Origin of the sequence: Niveispirillum sp. BGYR6, from assembly GCF_027568365.1 — a bacterium.
Classification (GTDB): domain Bacteria; phylum Pseudomonadota; class Alphaproteobacteria; order Azospirillales; family Azospirillaceae; genus Niveispirillum.
The window spans coordinates 1-17,315 of sequence record NZ_JANLNL010000009.1 but is presented as its reverse complement, the minus strand read 5'-3'; the positions used below and the strand labels follow the sequence as shown (position 1 = coordinate 17,315).

The 17,315-nt window shown below is 63.6% G+C and carries 20 protein-coding genes, 1 tRNA gene and 1 rRNA gene; 17 read left to right on the top strand and 5 right to left on the bottom strand.

The window, feature by feature from the left end:
* Positions 1-621 carry a hypothetical protein gene (locus PCJ49_RS17620; protein ID WP_269912091.1) on the bottom strand — a complete coding sequence of 207 codons (621 nt, stop codon included), beginning with the start codon at positions 619-621 and terminating at the stop codon, positions 1-3.
* Positions 622-1,394: 773 nt separating this feature from the next.
* On the opposite strand from PCJ49_RS17620, the gene PCJ49_RS17615 reads away from it, so the two are divergent.
* The 17 genes from PCJ49_RS17615 to PCJ49_RS17535 all read left to right on the top strand — a co-directional run bounded on the left by PCJ49_RS17615 (position 1,395) and on the right by PCJ49_RS17535 (position 14,767).
* Positions 1,395-1,949, top strand: a complete 555-nt coding sequence (locus PCJ49_RS17615; RefSeq protein ID WP_269912090.1) for a hypothetical protein — start codon at positions 1,395-1,397, stop codon at positions 1,947-1,949.
* Complete coding sequence (locus PCJ49_RS17610) at positions 1,946-2,359, top strand: phage holin family protein (protein WP_269912089.1); 414 nt, start codon at positions 1,946-1,948, stop codon at positions 2,357-2,359. The genes PCJ49_RS17615 and PCJ49_RS17610 overlap by 4 nt, the downstream gene beginning before the upstream one ends.
* A gap of 25 nt (positions 2,360-2,384) precedes the next feature.
* Positions 2,385-3,320 (top strand): hypothetical protein, encoded by a 936-nt coding sequence (locus tag PCJ49_RS17605; protein WP_269912088.1) that lies wholly within the window; start codon positions 2,385-2,387, stop codon positions 3,318-3,320.
* Positions 3,321-3,602: 282 nt separating this feature from the next.
* A complete protein-coding gene (locus PCJ49_RS17600) occupies positions 3,603-4,058 on the top strand; it encodes an SUF system Fe-S cluster assembly regulator (RefSeq protein ID WP_029013648.1) in 456 nt (151 codons plus the stop codon).
* A gap of 35 nt (positions 4,059-4,093) precedes the next feature.
* Positions 4,094-5,575: a Fe-S cluster assembly protein SufB gene (sufB, locus tag PCJ49_RS17595; RefSeq protein ID WP_269912087.1), complete on the top strand. Its 1,482-nt coding sequence runs from the start codon at positions 4,094-4,096 to the stop codon at positions 5,573-5,575.
* Complete coding sequence (locus PCJ49_RS17590; RefSeq protein WP_269912086.1) at positions 5,572-5,862, top strand: GIY-YIG nuclease family protein; 291 nt, start codon at positions 5,572-5,574, stop codon at positions 5,860-5,862. The genes sufB and PCJ49_RS17590 overlap by 4 nt, the downstream gene beginning before the upstream one ends.
* A 186-nt stretch (positions 5,863-6,048) precedes the next feature.
* On the top strand, positions 6,049-6,804 hold the full coding sequence (gene sufC / locus PCJ49_RS17585; protein ID WP_089286835.1) for a Fe-S cluster assembly ATPase SufC: 756 nt from the start codon (positions 6,049-6,051) through the stop codon (positions 6,802-6,804).
* 16 nt (positions 6,805-6,820) lie between these two features.
* On the top strand, positions 6,821-7,705 hold the full coding sequence (locus PCJ49_RS17580) for a GNAT family N-acetyltransferase (RefSeq protein ID WP_269912085.1): 885 nt from the start codon (positions 6,821-6,823) through the stop codon (positions 7,703-7,705).
* Between the two features lie 3 nt (positions 7,706-7,708).
* A complete protein-coding gene (gene sufD / locus PCJ49_RS17575) occupies positions 7,709-9,055 on the top strand; it encodes a Fe-S cluster assembly protein SufD (RefSeq protein ID WP_269912084.1) in 1,347 nt (448 codons plus the stop codon).
* Positions 9,055-9,960, top strand: a complete 906-nt coding sequence (locus tag PCJ49_RS17570) for a GNAT family N-acetyltransferase (protein ID WP_269912083.1) — start codon at positions 9,055-9,057, stop codon at positions 9,958-9,960. Before sufD ends, PCJ49_RS17570 begins: the two co-directional genes overlap by 1 nt.
* Positions 9,957-11,237 (top strand): cysteine desulfurase, encoded by a 1,281-nt coding sequence (locus tag PCJ49_RS17565; protein ID WP_269912082.1) that lies wholly within the window; start codon positions 9,957-9,959, stop codon positions 11,235-11,237. Before PCJ49_RS17570 ends, PCJ49_RS17565 begins: the two co-directional genes overlap by 4 nt.
* Positions 11,238-11,248: 11 nt before the next feature.
* Positions 11,249-11,731 carry a Fe-S cluster assembly sulfur transfer protein SufU gene (sufU, locus tag PCJ49_RS17560; RefSeq protein ID WP_269912081.1) on the top strand — a complete coding sequence of 161 codons (483 nt, stop codon included), beginning with the start codon at positions 11,249-11,251 and terminating at the stop codon, positions 11,729-11,731.
* A gap of 52 nt (positions 11,732-11,783) precedes the next feature.
* Entirely contained in the window at positions 11,784-12,134 is a 351-nt protein-coding gene (locus tag PCJ49_RS17555; protein WP_269912241.1) for an SUF system Fe-S cluster assembly protein, read from the top strand.
* 202 nt (positions 12,135-12,336) lie between these two features.
* On the top strand, positions 12,337-12,681 hold the full coding sequence (locus PCJ49_RS17550) for an iron-sulfur cluster assembly accessory protein (protein ID WP_153205137.1): 345 nt from the start codon (positions 12,337-12,339) through the stop codon (positions 12,679-12,681).
* Between the two features lie 204 nt (positions 12,682-12,885).
* Positions 12,886-13,266, top strand: coding sequence for a hypothetical protein (locus PCJ49_RS17545; protein WP_269912080.1), 381 nt, complete (start codon positions 12,886-12,888; stop codon positions 13,264-13,266).
* A 247-nt stretch (positions 13,267-13,513) separates the two neighbouring features.
* The gene (locus PCJ49_RS17540) at positions 13,514-14,341 is read left to right on the top strand and encodes a ferritin-like domain-containing protein (protein WP_269912079.1); all 828 of its coding nucleotides are present in this window, start codon (positions 13,514-13,516) and stop codon (positions 14,339-14,341) included.
* 81 nt (positions 14,342-14,422) lie between these two features.
* Positions 14,423-14,767 carry a hypothetical protein gene (locus PCJ49_RS17535; RefSeq protein WP_269912078.1) on the top strand — a complete coding sequence of 115 codons (345 nt, stop codon included), beginning with the start codon at positions 14,423-14,425 and terminating at the stop codon, positions 14,765-14,767.
* Positions 14,768-14,894: 127 nt separating this feature from the next.
* Here the strand turns inward: PCJ49_RS17535 and PCJ49_RS17530 are convergent, their stop codons facing one another.
* The 4 genes from PCJ49_RS17530 to rrf form a co-directional block, all read right to left on the bottom strand.
* Positions 14,895-15,662 carry a molybdopterin-binding protein gene (locus PCJ49_RS17530; RefSeq protein WP_269912077.1) on the bottom strand — a complete coding sequence of 256 codons (768 nt, stop codon included), beginning with the start codon at positions 15,660-15,662 and terminating at the stop codon, positions 14,895-14,897.
* 51 nt (positions 15,663-15,713) lie between these two features.
* Complete coding sequence (proB, locus tag PCJ49_RS17525) at positions 15,714-16,862, bottom strand: glutamate 5-kinase (RefSeq protein ID WP_269912076.1); 1,149 nt, start codon at positions 16,860-16,862, stop codon at positions 15,714-15,716.
* A 178-nt stretch (positions 16,863-17,040) separates the two neighbouring features.
* Positions 17,041-17,117, bottom strand: a tRNA-Met gene (locus PCJ49_RS17520).
* A gap of 98 nt (positions 17,118-17,215) precedes the next feature.
* Positions 17,216-17,315: ribosomal RNA gene (rrf, locus tag PCJ49_RS17515) — 5S ribosomal RNA — on the bottom strand; the annotation flags it as partial.

Sequence of the window (17,315 nt, the reverse complement as noted above, 5' to 3'; positions counted from 1 at the left end):
TCACGGCTGGCTGGCCGCGCGCCCGTCGGGGCTGCCGGCTGCGGATTTGAAGCGAGCTTGGAGCCAGTCACGGCATTGCTGATCGACATCGGGGCCTACTCCCGTGCTGTTGAGATCGTAAGAGAGGGTGCGGAAGCTGCGGCTGGTCATTTCCATGAACAGGTGCAGCCGCAGAACGCAGCGCCCCTCCGCGTAATGAAGCGTGCGCGAGGGCGGGCTTTCCTCCACCCGGCCCGGCTGGCCCAGGGCCGCCTCCGCCTGTTCCTCCGACAGGCCGATCAGCCGGTCGGGGTTGAAGGCGGGGCGGGCGGGCTCCGGTTGCAGAACAACCGGCGGGGCGGGCGGCAGGGCCGCCACCTGCGGCGCACTGTCGGGGACCACCGGCGCGGGCTTGGCCGCCGGCTTGCTGGCGGGTGGTTTTGGTTTCACCTTGGGTAGCGGGGTGGCGGGAACCAATGGCTGCGGTGCGGTGGCAGCGGCAGGGGCCGGCGGGCTGGGTTTCGCGGCGGGGGCCGGGTCCGGCTTCGGCGTGGCGCAGGCAGACAGCAGCAGGGCCAGCAGCGCCACCGGCAGGGCCTGCCCCGTTCCCCTGCCTCTGCCCCTCCAGGCCAAGCCCGACATGATCTGCCCTTTCCATTCGTCCCGTCTAACAAGCCGGCCATCCGGCCGGCGTGCGACAAAGCTGTAACAACCGGAACCGCAAAACGGTTCATCGCGCCGCGAAACGGCATCACCATGGTTCAGCTAAGACGAAAAAATGGCAGGGGTGGGGGAACGGGCCGGGGCGATGGGGGTAACGCTTATCCACCGGCACCACCCTGGGGGTAGGGCGATGCCAGCGGTCATGCATGATGACCGTTGGCACGGCGGCGACCGCCGCCGCGCGGCACGTGCCGCGGGAAGCCAAGCTGCCGGATGGCAGCGCCCGGCGCCTGAGGGAACGCAAAATCTCCCTGGATCGGTCACGATCAGGGGAGATTGGTATGAAGCGCGTTCCAGACATGAAAACGGCGGGGCGCCCACAAGGGACGCACCCGCCGCTTTCTTCTTGTACGGCCTGTCGGCCTCAGCCGGATGGGCGCAAACCTTCGTAACCCGCCTCAGCGCGGTGGCTTCGCCACAGAACGATCCGACCGAATGTCCGGCCAGCCACGGGAAGCCCCGGTCTGGTCGGTCTGGTGGCGGGACCGGCCATCGAAACCGTCCCCGTCATGAAGAAATGGTGCGCCCCTGCCGGCTCCCGGTCAACCCGGTCCGGCACATGGCGCAGTGCGAAAGCATCCCGCCTGCCACATGGCTTGGCCTGCAATTGCCAGGGAACAAGAGGGGCGGGTCCGGCTGTTCTCTATCCAAGGCTTCTTGTTTTGCACAACAACCATGGTGAGGAGGGCCAGATGCCGGACCAGACGAACCCATCCAGCGAGAAAACCGCCGCCGAACTGGGCGAACAGGTGAAGGAGGTTGGTGCCAAGATGGTGGATGCCGCGCGGGAAAAGGTGCGCAGCGGCTTTGAAAAGCAGCAGCGCCGCGCGGCGGATGAAATCTCCGGCGTGGCTGGCGCCCTGAAGGATGCCGCCGACCGGCTGAAATCGGAAGATCGCGGCGGCACCGCCCATTATGTGAAGGCCGCCGCCGATCAGGCCGCCAAGCTGGCCGATCAGGTCCGCGACCATGGGCTGGATGATCTGGTAAGCCGGGCGGAAGGGCTGGCACGGCGCCAGCCGGAACTGTTTGTCGGCGGTGCGCTGCTGGCCGGTGTGGCCATCGGCCGTTTCCTGAAGGCCAGCAGCAACCGCCGCCGCATGGCCGGTGATATTGATCTGGCCACCCGTCCCCGCACGGGGGCGCCCCCGGCCCGCCCCGAGCCGCCGGTGGGCGACGTGCCCACCACCGGCAATTTTGATTACACCGTCACCGGCACCACGCCCGGCCCGCAGGCCATGCCATGAGCATGGATGCGCCGGATGAAACGGCCCCGGCGGACAAGCCGCTGACCAGCCTGCTGACCGATCTGGTGGCCAGCATGACCGCTCTTGTCAGCAAGGAGGTGGAGCTGGCCAAGGCCGAACTGATGGAGAAGGCCAGCGAAGCCGGGCGCGGGGTGGGGCAGATCCTCTGCGGCGGGGCCTTTGCCTTTTGCGGCCTGCTGCTGCTGCTGGCGGCGGCCACCCTGGGGCTGTCCCATGTCATGGCCCCTTGGGCGGCGGCCCTGGTGGTGGGCGGGGCGGTGATCTTGCTGGGTCTGGTCCTGATGATGGCGGGGCGGGCCAAGCTGCAGGCGCTGACCCTCTCCCCCCGCCGGACCCTGAATAATCTGCGCACCGACGCGCGTGAGGTGGCTGACGCGGTGTCCCGCTGAGCCCCTGGATTTCTGCAAGGAGACAATGATGACCTATGGCAGCACCAATAGCGGCAATGGCAGCGCCTATGCCGGGACCGTCCGTTCCTCCAATCAGGCGCAGGCGGATACCGATTCGCTGAACTATACCGATCCCATGGCCAGCTACGGCGCCGTGCCGGATCATCCGGCCGATGCGGCGGACGAAGACCACCGGCCGCATGGGCGCGGCATCGGCACCATGCTGTCGGAACACAAGATCGCCCTGGGGGTGATCGGCGTCGGCATCGGCTGGCTGCTGTTCTCCGCCGCCCGCAAGACCGACGCCTATGACCGCGCCGCCCATTGGGCGGAGAAGCGCACGGCCCAGGCGCGGGACCGGCTGCGCCACCAGTATCAAGACCTGTCGCACCGGGTGGAGGAAGGGCTGCACGAAGCCGGTCACAAGATTGAAGAGACGGCGCATGAGCTTTCCGACAAGGCCGCCGACCTGCGGGCCCGCGCCACGCGCAAGCTGAACCGGATGCGCCATTCCCGCCAGTTGCACGAGCTGGGGCAGCGCTATGCCAGCTATGGCGACAGCGCCTATGGCTTTGATTACGAGGATGATTCGGAGGGCCACCGCCGCTATCACCGCATCATCGCCGAAAGCGAGGCCATGGCGCAGCGCGCCCGCCGCCGGGCCGCCCGTATCAACCGCAGCTTCTGGGACATGGTGGATGACCATCCGCTGTCCGCCGGGCTGGCAGGGCTGGCGGTGGGGGCGGCCATCGGCGCCTGCCTGCCCGCCACCCGCACCGAGGATGAGTTGATGGGCAAGCAGCGCGACGACCTGCTGGAAGAAGCCCTGGCCAAGGGCCGCCGCACAGCCGAAAAGGCCGTCAATGTCGCCAAAGAAGCCACCAGCGCCGGGGCCGAGGCCGCTGCGCATAAGGCGGATAAGGTGGCGGAAGAACAGGGGCTGAAGGCAGAAGCGGTGTGATGGGGGCTGTCGTTCTGCCAGCATAGGGTGAAGGGATAATAATGACGCGGTATGGCTTCATATCGAGTAACGCTTCACCATCGTGATTCCCGCGCAAGCCCCCTCCCCCCAAAGGGGCAGCCCCACCCGGCTGCCCCTTTTTGTATGCGCGCCGCCCGCTTTTCGGCCCATGCATGTCACCTGTGACAAGGCCATGCAGCGTGGTGCTTGACTATCGCCCCTCAGCGGCTCACTTAATCAGTACCAGATTGGTACTGAATTGAGAAGGACTCGCAACAACCCATGCTGAGGCTCAGCAAAATGACGGATTATGCCGTGGTCGTCCTGGCCACGCTGGCGCATGCCGATGGTGCGCTGCATACCGCCACGTCGCTGGCCGACCGCACGGGCCTGCCGATGCCGACGGTCCAGAAGCTGCTGAAGCTGTTGGCACGGGGCGACCTTCTGCAATCCCATCGCGGGGCCACGGGCGGCTATACGCTGGCCAAGGCCCCCACCGCCATCAATGTGGTGCATATCATCGAGGCGATCGAGGGTCCGATCGCCTTGACCGATTGCGTGGATGGCGGCAGCGGGTCGTGCGGGGTGCTCAGCCTCTGCGCCCGCAAGAGCGCGTGGGACAAGGTGAACAGCGCGGTACGCCGCGCGCTTCAGGATGTGACGCTGGCCGATATGGCCGCACCGTCCACGATTGACTTCATCCACGCCCCGGCCCCGCCGGCGGCGCTGGCCGGTTGATCGGGAACGGAATCGTTTAGGGGAGCTTGCAGGTTATGGCCGCCACCGAACAGACCATCGAACAGGTCCGCAATCTGGCGGAAGCGAAGTACAAGTACGGCTTCTTCACGGATATTGAGGCGGAAACCGCGCCCAAGGGCCTGTCTGAGGAAATCGTCCGCTTCATTTCCGCCAAGAAGGGGGAGCCGGAATGGCTGCTGGAATGGCGGCTGAAAGCTTATCGCCATTGGCTGACGATGGAAGAACCGGATTGGGCCAAGCTGCATTATCCGCCCATCGACTATCAGGACAGCTATTATTACTCGGCCCCGAAGACGACGCCCGGCCCGAAATCGCTGGATGAGGTCGACCCCGAGCTGCTGAAGACCTATGAGAAGCTGGGTATCCCGCTGAAGGAACAGGCCATCCTGGCCGGTGTCGAAGGCGCTGGCGACAGCCCCTCCATCGCCGTGGATGCCGTGTTCGATTCGGTGTCAGTGGCCACGACGTTCAAGAAGAAGCTGGAAGAGAAGGGCATCATCTTCTGTTCCATCAGCGAGGCGGTGCAGAACCACCCGGAACTGGTGCGCCAGTATCTGGGCTCCGTCGTGCCCTATTCGGATAATTACTTCGCCACGCTGAACTGCGCCGTCTTCACCGATGGCAGCTTCGTCTACATCCCCAAGGGCGTGCGCAGCCCGATGGAACTGTCCACCTATTTCCGCATCAATGCGAAGAATACGGGGCAGTTCGAACGCACGCTGATCATTGCGGACGAAGGTTCCTACGTCTCCTATCTGGAGGGCTGCACCGCCCCGCAGCGGGACGAGAACCAGTTGCACGCCGCCGTGGTAGAACTGGTGGCGCTGGATGACGCCACCATCAAATATTCCACCGTCCAGAACTGGTATCCGGGCGACGAGAACGGCAAGGGCGGCATCTATAATTTCGTCACCAAGCGCGCCGCCTGCCGGGGCCGTAATTCCAAGGTAAGCTGGACCCAGGTGGAAACCGGGTCGGCGATCACCTGGAAATACCCGAGCTGTATTCTGCAGGGTGATAATTCGGTGGGCGAATTCTATTCGGTCGCCATCACCAACAATATGCAGCAGGCCGATACCGGCACGAAGATGATCCATATCGGGAAGAACACCCGGTCCACGATCATCTCCAAGGGTATTTCGGCCGGCAAGGCGCAGAACACCTATCGCGGTCTGGTCCGCATCCTGCCCAAGGCCCAGAACGCCCGCAACTTCACCCAGTGCGACAGCTTGCTGATCGGCGACAAATGCGGGGCGCACACCGTGCCCTACATTGAAAGCAAGAACCGCACGGCGCGGGTGGAGCATGAGGCGACGACGGCCAAGATTTCCGAAGACCAGCTTTTCTATTGCCGCCAGCGCGGCCTGAAGGAAGAAGACGCGGTCGGGCTGATCGTGAATGGCTTCTGCAAGGAAGTGCTGAAGGAACTGCCGATGGAATTCGCCGTGGAGGCGCAGAAGCTGGTGGCGATCAGTTTGGAGGGGAGTGTGGGGTGAGCCGGACGTACCACGTTTACATTATGGCGAGTGACCGTAATGGGACGTTGTATGTCGGTATCACGTCCGATCTGGCCCGGCGGGTTTACGAACATCGCCAGGGTGCCATGGCTGGTTTCACCAAGCGGTATGGCGTTAAGCGGCTGGTTTATATGGAACCCTTCGATGATGTCGAACACGCGCTTCGGCGCGAACGGCAGATCAAGAAGTGGAACCGAAATTGGAAGCTGGAACTGATCGAAAAGACCAACCCGCAATGGTTGGACCTTTATGACCAGTTGGCTTGAATGGGTTGAACGGTGCCTTTGGCGCAAACCTGCCTCCCCCGCGAAAGCGGGGGTCCAGGGGCCAAGGGCACCCAGCGTCGTGATAATCCCCCCTGGACCCCCGCTTTCGCGGGGGAGGCAGGGAGAGAGGGTGGAAAGGTTCTTCTCCTCTCTGAAGCGTATCGGTGTTGGAGCAGCGTTATGTCCCTGATCGAAATCAAGAATCTTCATGCCTCGGTCGATGGCAAGGCGATCCTCAAGGGGGTTGATCTGACCATCAATGCCGGTGAGGTCCATGCCATCATGGGCCCCAACGGGGCGGGCAAAAGCACGCTGTCCTATGTGCTGGCCGGCCGCGAGGGCTATGAGATCACCGAAGGCAGCGTCACTTTTGACGGCCAGGACCTGCTGGCCCTGGAAGTGGAAGAACGCGCCGCTGCCGGCCTGTTCCTGGCCTTCCAGTATCCGGTGGAAATCCCCGGCGTCACCAATGCCACCTTCCTGAAGGAAGCGTTGAACGCCATCCGCAAGACGCGCGGCGAATCCCCGCTGGATGCCATGCAGTTCCTGAAGCTGATCCGGGCCAAGGCCAAGGATCTCTCCATGACTGATGAGATGATCAAGCGCGCCGTCAATGTCGGCTTCTCCGGTGGGGAGAAGAAGCGCAACGAGGCGCTGCAAATGGCCGTGCTTCAGCCGAAGTTGGCCATTCTGGATGAGACCGACAGCGGCCTGGATATTGACGCGCTGAAGATCGTGGCCGAGGGCGTGAACAAGCTGCGTTCCCCGGAACGCGGGATGCTGGTGATCACCCATTATCAGCGCCTGCTGGATTACATTGTGCCCGACGTGGTGCATGTGCTGGCCAATGGCCGCATCCAGAAGACCGGCGGCAAGGAACTGGCACTGGAACTGGAAGCCAAGGGCTATGCCGAGTTCGGCATCAGCGACGCGGCGGCCTGAGGAAAAGCGACACGCCATGGCCGCCCCCGACACCTATATCAGCCTGGAACGGGATATCACGGCCTCCAGCCCGGAGGCCGAACCGGTGATTGCCGGCTTGATGGCCTATAACACGGCCCATCTGCCGCCCAGTCACAACCGTTTTATGCTGGTGATCGGTGACCCGGAGACGGGTGCCCCCGCCGCCGGGCTGACGCTGATCGGCTGGGGCGATACCGCCTATTGCTTCTGGGGTGTCTGGTCCTTGCCCGATGCGGTGGACCATCCGGGGGCTGTGGCCGTGCTGCTGGGGCTGGCGGAGCAGGAACTGGCGCGGCGTAACATGACGCGGATGGAATTCTACATCCGCGCCCATGATGATACCGCCCCCTACCGTGCCTATGGCTTCACGGTGCGCCAGCAGGTGGATGGGCATGTCAATGGCCGGCCCTTCACCGTGATGGAAAAGCCGGTCGTTTACCCGGACAGCCCGCCGAATGCGGAGGGCCTGTCCATTGCCCTGCACGCGCCGCCGTCCCGCCAGTTGGGCCGGGATGCCTGGGCCGTGACGGACCGGCGGCGTCGCCTGATGCTGGCCCAGCCGCTGACCCTGGTGGCAGCCATGGTGCGTGACCGGGCCAGCCATGCCGTGCTGGGCGGTGCCCTCTGCTACGCCACCCAGGGCGACTATATGGTCGATATGGTGTGGCTGGATGATCGGCTGCGCGGCAGCGGTGTCGGGTTCGACATGCTGGCCCGGGCGCTGGATGAAGGCCGGGCCATGGGCTGCACGCGGGCGGGGGTGGAAACCATGGATTGCCAGGCCCCCAAATTCTATCCGAAGCACGGTTTCCAGCGCTTCGCCTATGTGGCGAGCCCGGTGCCGGGCATGGGCATGAACTTCTATGAAATGCGGCTTTGAGAGATGAGTGGCGAACTGACCCCGACCCACAGCCCCCAGGGCACCGGTGCTTCCTTCATCGAACAGGTGAAGCAGGCCCAGCCTGCCCTGGCCCCGGTGGCACATCCCTGGCTGGCCTGCTTCCGGGCCGAGGGGATGGAGCGTTTCGCCAAGGCGGGCCTGCCCACCACCCGGAATGAAGCGTGGAAATTCACCAGCCTGCGCGGGCTGGACAAGCTGACCTTGTCGCCCGCCCCGGACGCCAAGTCCGTGCCGGTGGATGCCATCCCCACCGCGCTGGAAGCGCCGGGGCCGCGTCTGGTCTTCATCGGTGGGCAGTTCCGCGCCGACCTGTCGCGCACCCAGGGTCTGCCCGATGGCGTGCTGCTGGATGCGCTGTCGGCGCAGATGACCACGGACCCGCAGGGGCTGGCCGACCGGATGGAGGGGCTGCTGGCCCGCTTCCCCGGTGCCGATCACCCGATGCGGTCGCTGAATGCCGCCTTCCTGGCCGACGGCGCGCTGCTGCATGTGCCGGCGGGCGTGAAGCTGGCCCAGCCGGTGGAACTGGTGTTCCTGGCCCCGCCCGGAGCGGCGGCTGCCTGGCATCCGCGCCTGCTGGTAGTGGTGGAGGATGGGGCGGAAGCCACCATCGTGGAACATCATGCCGGCCAGCCGGGGGCAGCTTACCTGTCCAACATCGCCACCGATGTGGCGGTGGGCACGGGTGCGCGGCTGCACCATTACAAGATCCAGCGCGAAGGGACGGATGCCTTCCACATCGCCACGCTGAACACCCATCTGGCCGATGCCAGCACCTATGACACCTTCGTGCTGAACCTGGGCGCGCGTCTGGCCCGGCACGAGGCGCGGCAGGTGCTGGGGGGTGAGAAGATTGAGGCGCGGGTGTCCGGTGCCTATGCCATTGGCGGCGATCAGGTGAGCGACATCACCACCCTGATCGACCATGCCATGCCCAATTGCACCAGCCGCGAGGTGGTGAAGGGCGTGATCGACGGCAAGGCGCGCGGCGTCTTCCAGGGCAAGATCATCGTTCGCCCCGATGCGCAGAAGACCGACGGCTATCAGTTGAACCGCGCCCTGCTGCTCTCTGAAACGTCGGAGATCAACAGCAAGCCGGAGCTGGAAATCTATGCCGACGATGTGAAGTGCAGCCACGGGGCCACGGCGGGGGAGCTGGACGAGGACCAGATGTTCTATCTGCGCGCCCGTGGCGTGCCGCGCGATGTGGCGCGTGTCATGCTGATCGGTGCCTTCCTGGATGAAGCGATGGATGAAATCATCGACGAACAGGTCCGCGCCTATTTCCGCGCCGCTGCCGCAGCCTGGATGGGGACGGAACGCGCCTGATGAACGCCACCGCCCACCCCACCCCCTTGGCCGATCTGGCGCTGGAAATCCGCCACCCGGCGGATATGTCGGCGCTGCGCTGGCTGCACGACCGGGTGTCGGCAGCCGAGCGCGCGGCCCTGGGCGTGGGGCGGGAGGATGCGGGCCTGTTCATCAAGGACGAAGCCGGGCACATCGTGGCCGGGCTGGTCTGCTGGCTGCGTGGGCAGGATGCCTATCTGCATATGCTGTGGGTGGATGCGCCCTGGCGTCGCCACGGGCTGGCCGCCACCTTGATGCGTACCGGGGAGGCGCTGGCCGCCAAGCGCGGCTGCACCCGCGCCCTGGTGAACACCATGCGGTTCCAGGCCCCGGATTTCTATCCCCGCCTGGGCTATGTGCCCATGGGCGTGATGGTGGATTTCACCGGCGGGCATGACCGGCTGTATTTCCGCAAAACCCCGCTGGCCGAGAAGACCCCGGCACCGGACCTGCCGCCGGGCCTGCGGCTGGAGGTTTCCGCCCCGCCCGCGCATGAGGATGTGCGGCTGGTGGAGGAAGGGCTGGATGCCCATTGGCTGCTGCATATCGACCGGCTTTATACCGAACTGACGGTGATGGCCCGCGATGGCGCGGGCGACCCGCTGGGCGGTGTGATGGGCGTCGTCGACAATGGGTACTTTACCGTGGTGGATTGCTGGGTGGAACCGGCCCAGCGCCGCCAAGGTTTGGGCCGCCGGCTGCTGGCCGCGGCGGAGGCGACGGCGGCTGAGGCCGGCTGTCGCTGGGCCACCGCCTGCCCGATGGCATTCCAGCATCCGGGCTTCTTCCAGGCCCAGGGCTATGCGCCTGTGCTGCATATTGAGGATTATCTGTTGGGCCATGGCCGTTACTGGCTGCGCCGGCCCCTGGGGACGACACCATGAGCGATACCGCCACCCTTTCCCCCGCCAGCCTTGGCAATGCGCCCTATGATGTGGAGCGTGTGCGCCAGGATTTCCCGATCCTGACCCGGCTGGTGCATGAACGCAAAGGCCGGCCCGGCAAGCCGCTGGTCTATCTGGATAATGGTGCCTCGGCCCAGAAGCCGCGCCAGGTGATCGACGCCATGTCGCACCTGTTGGAGAACGATTACGCCAATGTGCATCGCGGCGTGCATTTCCTCTCCCAGCGCGCCACCGACCTGTATGAGGGCACGCGCGACAAGGTGGCGGCCTTCCTGAACGCGCCCAGCCGGGAGAATATCGTTTTCACCCGCAACGCCACGGAAGGCTTCAACCTGCTGGCCCAGAGCTGGGGCCGGCGGTTCCTGAAGGCGGGCGATGCGGTGCTGATTTCCTGGATGGAACATCACGCCAATATCGTGCCCTGGCAGTTGCTGCGCGACCAGATCGGCATTGAAATCAAGGTGGTGCCGGTCCTGGATGATGGCTCGCTGGACATGACGGCCTATGCCCAGTTGCTGACCGATAATGTAAAGCTGGTTTCCATCACCCATGCCAGCAACGTGCTGGGCACGGTGAACCCGGCCAAGCGTATCGCCCAACTGGCCCATGCCAAGGGCATTCCGGTGGCGTTTGACGGCAGTCAGGCCGCCGTGCATCAGCCGGTGGATGTGCAGGCCCTTGATGCTGATTTCTATGTCTTTACGGGGCACAAGCTGTACGGCCCCACTGGCATCGGTGTGCTGTATGGCAAGATGGAGCATCTGAACGCCATGCCGCCCTGGCAGGGTGGTGGCGACATGATCTCCACCGTCAGTTTCGCCCACACGACCTATCGCGAAGCCCCCTATCGGTTTGAGGCGGGGACGCCGGCCATTGTGGAAGGGATCGGCTTAGGCGCGGCGATTGATTATGTGACGGCCCTGGGCATGGATGCCATCCACGCCCATGAACAAAGGCTGCTGGCCTATGCCACCGGCCGGCTGTCGGAGATTGAGGGCGTGCGCATCATCGGCACCGCGCCGGACAAGGCCGCCATCATCAGCTTCACCATGGACGGCATCCATCCGCATGATATCGGCACGCTGCTGGACAGCCGGGGCGTGGCGGTGCGGGTGGGCCGGCATTGCGCCGAACCGCTGATGGACCGGTTCGGCGTGGGCGCCACCGCCCGCGCCAGCTTCGCCGCCTATAATACCGAGGCGGAGGTGGATGCGCTGGTGGATGCCGTGTTGGCGACCAAGAGTTTCTTTGGGTAAGGGCTTCCCCCATGTTTGATGATTTGCGCGATCTCTACCAGGAAGTGATCCTGGACCACGGCAAGAACCCGCGGAACTTCGGCAAGCCGGAGGCCTATAACCGCACCGCGCGCGGCGACAACCCGATGTGCGGCGACAAGATCAATGTCTATCTGACCGTGGATGGGAACGGCATCATCCAGGATCTGCGCTTTGACGGGCGCGGCTGCGCCATCAGCCAGGCCAGCGCCAGCCTGATGACGGAAATCCTGCGCGGCAAGCCGGCGGCGGAAGCCGAAGCCCTGTTCGAATATTTCCACGATGTCTGCACCAAGGACGAGGACGAACAGGGCGTCCATGAAAATCTGGACGAGGATGCGACCGACAAGCTGGCCGTGCTGTCGGGCGTGCGTGAATTCCCCATGCGGGTGAAATGCGCCACGCTGGCCTGGCACACGATGAAGGCCGCCCTGCATGGCGACCCTGTCACTTCCACCGAAAATTCCGCCTTCTGAGGGGGACGAAAAAATGAGCAGCAATCCACGCCCCATCGCCCCTGGCGTTTTCATGGGTGCCCCGGCAGAAGTGCCGGAAGATGAGAAGCTTCCCCCCGACGCGCCGCTGGCCGACCGTGTGGTGGAAGCCCTGCGCACGGTCTATGATCCAGAGATCCCGGTGAATATCTATGAACTGGGCCTGATCTATCGCTGTGACGTGGATGGCGAAGGCGATGTTGAGATCGAAATGACGCTCACCGCCCCTGCCTGCCCGGTGGCCGGCGAAATGCCGGGCCAGGTGCAGCAGGTGGTGCAGGCCGTTGACGGTGTGCGCAGCGCCCGGGTCGATCTGATCTGGGAACCCGCCTGGGACCCCAGCCGGATGAGCGACGAAGCGCGCATCGCGTTGAACATGTTTTGAGTTGTGGTGAGTGCTTTTTGTCGTGCTTTTGAGAGAGCGCCTCTCTCCCTTCAACCGTCACCCATGCTGCGGCCGGGGTCCAGGCTCGTAGAGCAAAGCGCCTGTGAATCTGGACCCCGGCCGCAGCATGGGTGACGGTGGAGGAAAAAGTGAGAGCGCCTCAAAGGGTGAGGCAAAGTCCAAGCGCATAAAGGAGAAACCCATGGCCCGTCCCCTGCCCAAGGCAATGACCATCACCGACGCCGCCGCCGAGCGGGTGAAGGAACTGATCAGCCGGTCCGACAAGCCGATCATCGGCCTGCGCGTGGGCGTGAAGGCGCGCGGCTGTTCCGGCATGAGCTATTTCGTCGAATATGCTGAGGAAAAGAAGCTGTTCGAGGAAGTGGTGGAGGATAAGGGGGTGACCATCCTGATCGACCCCGCCGCCACCATGTTCCTGATCGGGTCTGAAATGGATTATAGTGAGGACAAGTTCCAGTCCGGCTTCACCTTCAAGAACCCGAACGAGAAGGCCCGCTGCGGCTGTGGTGAGAGCTTCATGGTGTGAAGCTCCATCCAAAAATTATTTTGTGTCAGCTATTTATACCGTCATAAACAATAAGCCATTGATATAAATATACTTGTTCCAATCACAAACCAGTGCCGAAGACAAATTTACAGGTTGCTATATGCACTTCAGAGCGGCGACGGGCACAGTGTCGAAACAGGAACCTTGTGTTGGGTTGGTTTATCTGGAAGAGAGGGAAGCACTATGGCACTCGCACAAAAATTCGCAGGTTATGCATTATGTGCAATATTATTGGCCGGGTGCGCTAGCACTGAAATGAAGCCATTTATCGGAAAGGATGTATCAGAGGTTCGTATGGTTTGGGGCGAACCAATATCGGCCTTTGACTTACCAGATGGTCGCCGCGCATTTCAATATCGTTGGGGTGGTGGCGCTGCCGTTCTACCAGCACAATCTCAATCCAATACATTTATTTCAGGAAATACGGCCAACACACACACTACCAGCACACCCGCTATTATTGCAAATAGCGAGGGATGTATCGTTTCATTCATCGGCAGACGAAATAAAACTAACTCGTTTACAATAGAAGAATATCGCATTCCTGAGCGTTTAGTTTGCTAGAGAGTGCATTCTAAATCAACCAATTCACCGCAAATTATTTGTAATATTGCGACATTGTTCACCAGTCCTATACCAAGCCGTTCTAGCATCGGCACCCCTTGCCATAGTAAGGCTTCGAAAAAACAATCTCTTTCCGGAACACAACGCCGTGACCTCGCCCCGCTCATCAAGGGGAAACGGACAGGAGCGAGACGGGCATGTTACAGACACCCGGATGACACCGGAAAATGGCCTCTGTAAGACCTTCATGACCCCCACCCTTGCCGACGCCGCCATCGCGGTGCTGACCACGCCGGATGCCGCCGATAAGGTGCGCCTGTCCCGCGCCTTTGCCGCCGACTGGCGCGCGGGCCGCATCAGCGAGATCGGCCAGGGCAACCCGCCCTCCCGGCCCGCGCGCCCGGCCCATCCTGAACTGCGCCACCCCAAGGATATGCCCAAGCGCGGCAAGGGGCAGAGCATTGCCAACCGCATCGCCCTGCTGCACGCCATCGCCCATATTGAGCTGAACGCCATCGATCTGGCCTGGGACATTGTCGCCCGGTTCCACACCCTGCCCGATGGCACGGCCCTGCCGCGCGCCTTTTACGATGATTGGGTGCGCGTGGCGGATGAGGAGGCCAAGCATCATGCTCTGGTCGCCGACCGGCTGGCCCATTTCGGGGCTACCTATGGCGACCTGCCGGCCCATGATGGGCTGTGGCAGGCCAGCGAAGCGACGGCGCATGATCTGCCGGCCCGGCTGGCCGTGGTGCCGATGGTGCTGGAGGCGCGCGGCCTGGACGTGACGCCGGCCATTATCGACAGCCTGACCAAGGCCGGCGACTGGGACAGTGTGGCCGTGCTGGAAATTATCCTGGCGGAAGAGGTGGGGCATGTGGCCGCGGGCCGCCGCTGGTTTGAACAGGCCGCCCGCTGCCTGGGCCAGGAGGCTGGCCCCTGGTGGCAACATCTGGTGCGCACCCATTTCAAGGGGGAGTTGAAGCGCCCCTTCAACGGCCTGTCGCGCGAACTGGCGGGCCTGCCATCAGACTGGTACGAACCGCTGGCCTGTGACCCGGCCCACAGCGCATGAACCCTGTTCGGCCCCATGATCTTGTGGCAGGGTGAAAGAAAGGCCCAATCATAGGGCCTGTGCGAGACGGCGGTGACAAGAATGACGAAACGGGTGCTGTTCCCCCTGGTGCTGGCCGCCCTGGCCTGGTGCCCGCCCGTGCTGGCAGAGCCGCCGGCAAAGGGCGACAAGAAAGCCGAACAGCCCGCCGAGGAAGAGGAAATCATCGTACGCGGCCGCCGCAATGGGGAGCCCGACTATCAGGAACAATATGAATTCCATCAGAAGGAATTCGAACGGCTGCACAAGATTTACGGCAAGGAAGCCCCGCCCAACCGGCGGCTGGACCGGATGACCGACAGCCCCAACCCGGATGCCGGCAAAACCGTTGTCCCCAGTGTCAACGGCAGCACGGTCCAGGGCCAGCCCAATGCCCGGCCCTGGTGATGGGCGGGGCGGAGCTTCATACTCAACTGCCTTGACGACAACATGCCAACGGCTTGGCTTCACGCCGCATGGGCCGCGCGGCGGCCGTCGCCGCCGTGGGATCAGTCCTCCTTGATAGCCGTTGGTTTCATTCCTCATATCCATCCACGATCACCGGCTCTCCTCCCAGGCCGCGCAACATCGCGGCTACCTGTTCAGTCGTACGCCCAAGCAGATCAATATCTGTGGCGCGCAGCACCAGGGCGGTGGAAATCTTGCCCCCGCCGAAGCTGGGGTAAGAGCCGATATCCACCCCTGCCCCGACCTGTTCCTGCAGGGCGCGCAGTGCATCGGCAAAACTGCCTTCGGGGATGGCGCTGATCACCGATTTGGTGCGAACCACCGGCCCACCGACCAGCCGGTCGCGCAGGCCGGTCAGCATGGCCTGCATGATCTTGGGCACGCCGGCCATCACGAAGACATTGCCGATCTGGAAGCCCGGTGCCGTGCTGACCGGGTTGTCGATCAGACACCCCCCCTCCGGCACATTGGCCATGCGCAACCGTGCCTCATTCAGCAGGCCGGTGCCGGCATAATGCGCCTCCAGCCGGCGCACCGCCTCCGGATGGCGCAGCAGCGGCACGCCGAAGGCCTTGGCGATGCATTCGGCGGTAATGTCATCATGCGTCGGCCCGATGCCGCCGGTGGTGAAAACATAGGTGTAGCGGGCGCGGAGCGCATTGATCGCCGCCACGATCTCCGCCTCCACATCCGGCACCACCCGTGCTTCCCGAAACCGGATGCCCAGATCGCCCAGATATTTGGCGATGAAAGACAGGTTCGCATCCTGGGTGCGACCGGACAGGATTTCATTGCCGATAATCAGCAGGGCGGCTGTGGGGGCATTATCCGTCATGATCTGTCCGGGTCGGGGGATGGTGGCGGTGATTATAGGGGGTTTGCCCGCTTATCCCAGCACCAGATCGTCACGGTGGATGATCTCATCCCGGCCGCGATAGCCCAGCACCGCTTCAATTTCTGCACTGCGGCGCCCGGCAATGGCGCGGGCATCGTCGGCGCCATAGGCGCAGAGCCCGCGCCCCACGGTGCGACCATCGGGCCCCTGCACCAGCACCAGATCGCCGCGCTCGAAATCCCCCGTCACCCCGCGCACCCCGGCGGGCAGCAGCGAACCGCCCTTCAGCAGCGCGCCGACAGCCCCGTCATCAACGGTCAAGGTGCCCAGCGGCTTCAGCGATCCAGCGATCCAGCGCTTGCGGGCGGTGCGCGGTTCGGCCCCTGGCACGAACCAGGTAGCCAGCGCCCCACCCTGCTCCACCGGCTTCAACAGGGCGGCCAGCGGGTTTGTCCGCTTGCCCATGGCTATGGCCATGCGGCAACCGGCGGACAGGGCGATTCGCCCGGCAACAATCTTGGTAACCATGCCGCCGCTGCTGTAGCCCGGCGGCGGTTCGCCAGCCATGCCGATGATTTCCGGCGTGATCTCCCGCACCAGGGGGATATGTTTGGCCTCCGGGTCTTTGCGCGGATCGGCCGTGTAGAGCCCGTCAATATCCGACAAAAGCACCAGCGTATCGGCGCTGATCATCTGCGCCACGCGGGCGGCCAGCCGGTCATTGTCACCGAAGCGGATTTCCGCCGTCGCCACCGTATCATTCTCGTTGATCACCGGCACGGCCCCCAGCTTCAGCAGGGTTTCGATGGTGGCCCGGCCATTCAGGTGGCGGCGGCGATCCTCTGTATCATCCAGGGTCAGCAGCACCTGGGCCACGGTGATGCCGTGGCGGGCCAGCGTTTCCTGATAGGCATGGGCCAGCCTGATCTGCCCGGTGGCAGCGGCCGCCTGCTTTTCCTCCAGCCGCAGCGCGCGGCCCATCAGCCCCAGATGTTCGCGCCCGCAGGCAACAGCGCCGGAGGTGACGATCACCACCTCCACCCCCTGGGCGCGCAGGGCGGCCACATCGTCGGCCACGGAATCCAGCCATTCATGACGGATACGATGGGTGGCGGCATCAACCATCAGCGCCGACCCGATCTTGACGATCAGCCGCCGGGCCGAACCCAAATCCTGCGCAACTGCACCGACGTCACCCATGATACCCATCCTGGCAAAACATCTTTGCCTTATGCTTTTCGGAAAGCCTGATGGTCAATGCACGAAGCAATATTGCCGCCATGCCACGATGGCGTGACGGTTTCTGCTGTTGCGGGGCTTAGATGGCATTCGACAGCAAAAACCCCAGCAAGACATTGATCTTGCTGGGGTTTTCTTTTGGATGCGGGGACAGGATTTGAACCTGTGACCTTCAGGTTATGAGCCTGACGAGCTACCGGGCTGCTCCACCCCGCGTCAGAGGGGGTTGTTTTCCCCCAAACGGTAACGCCGCCTTTGAGAGGCGGCGTTGGTGTTTTTGGATTTCGTGAAGTGTTGTTACCTGTTACGAGCGGACCTGGCGGTGACCTACTCTCCCGTGCCTTAAGACAAAGTACCATTGGCGCAGAGGGGTTTCACGGCCGAGTTCGGGATGGGATCGGGTGGGGGGCCCTC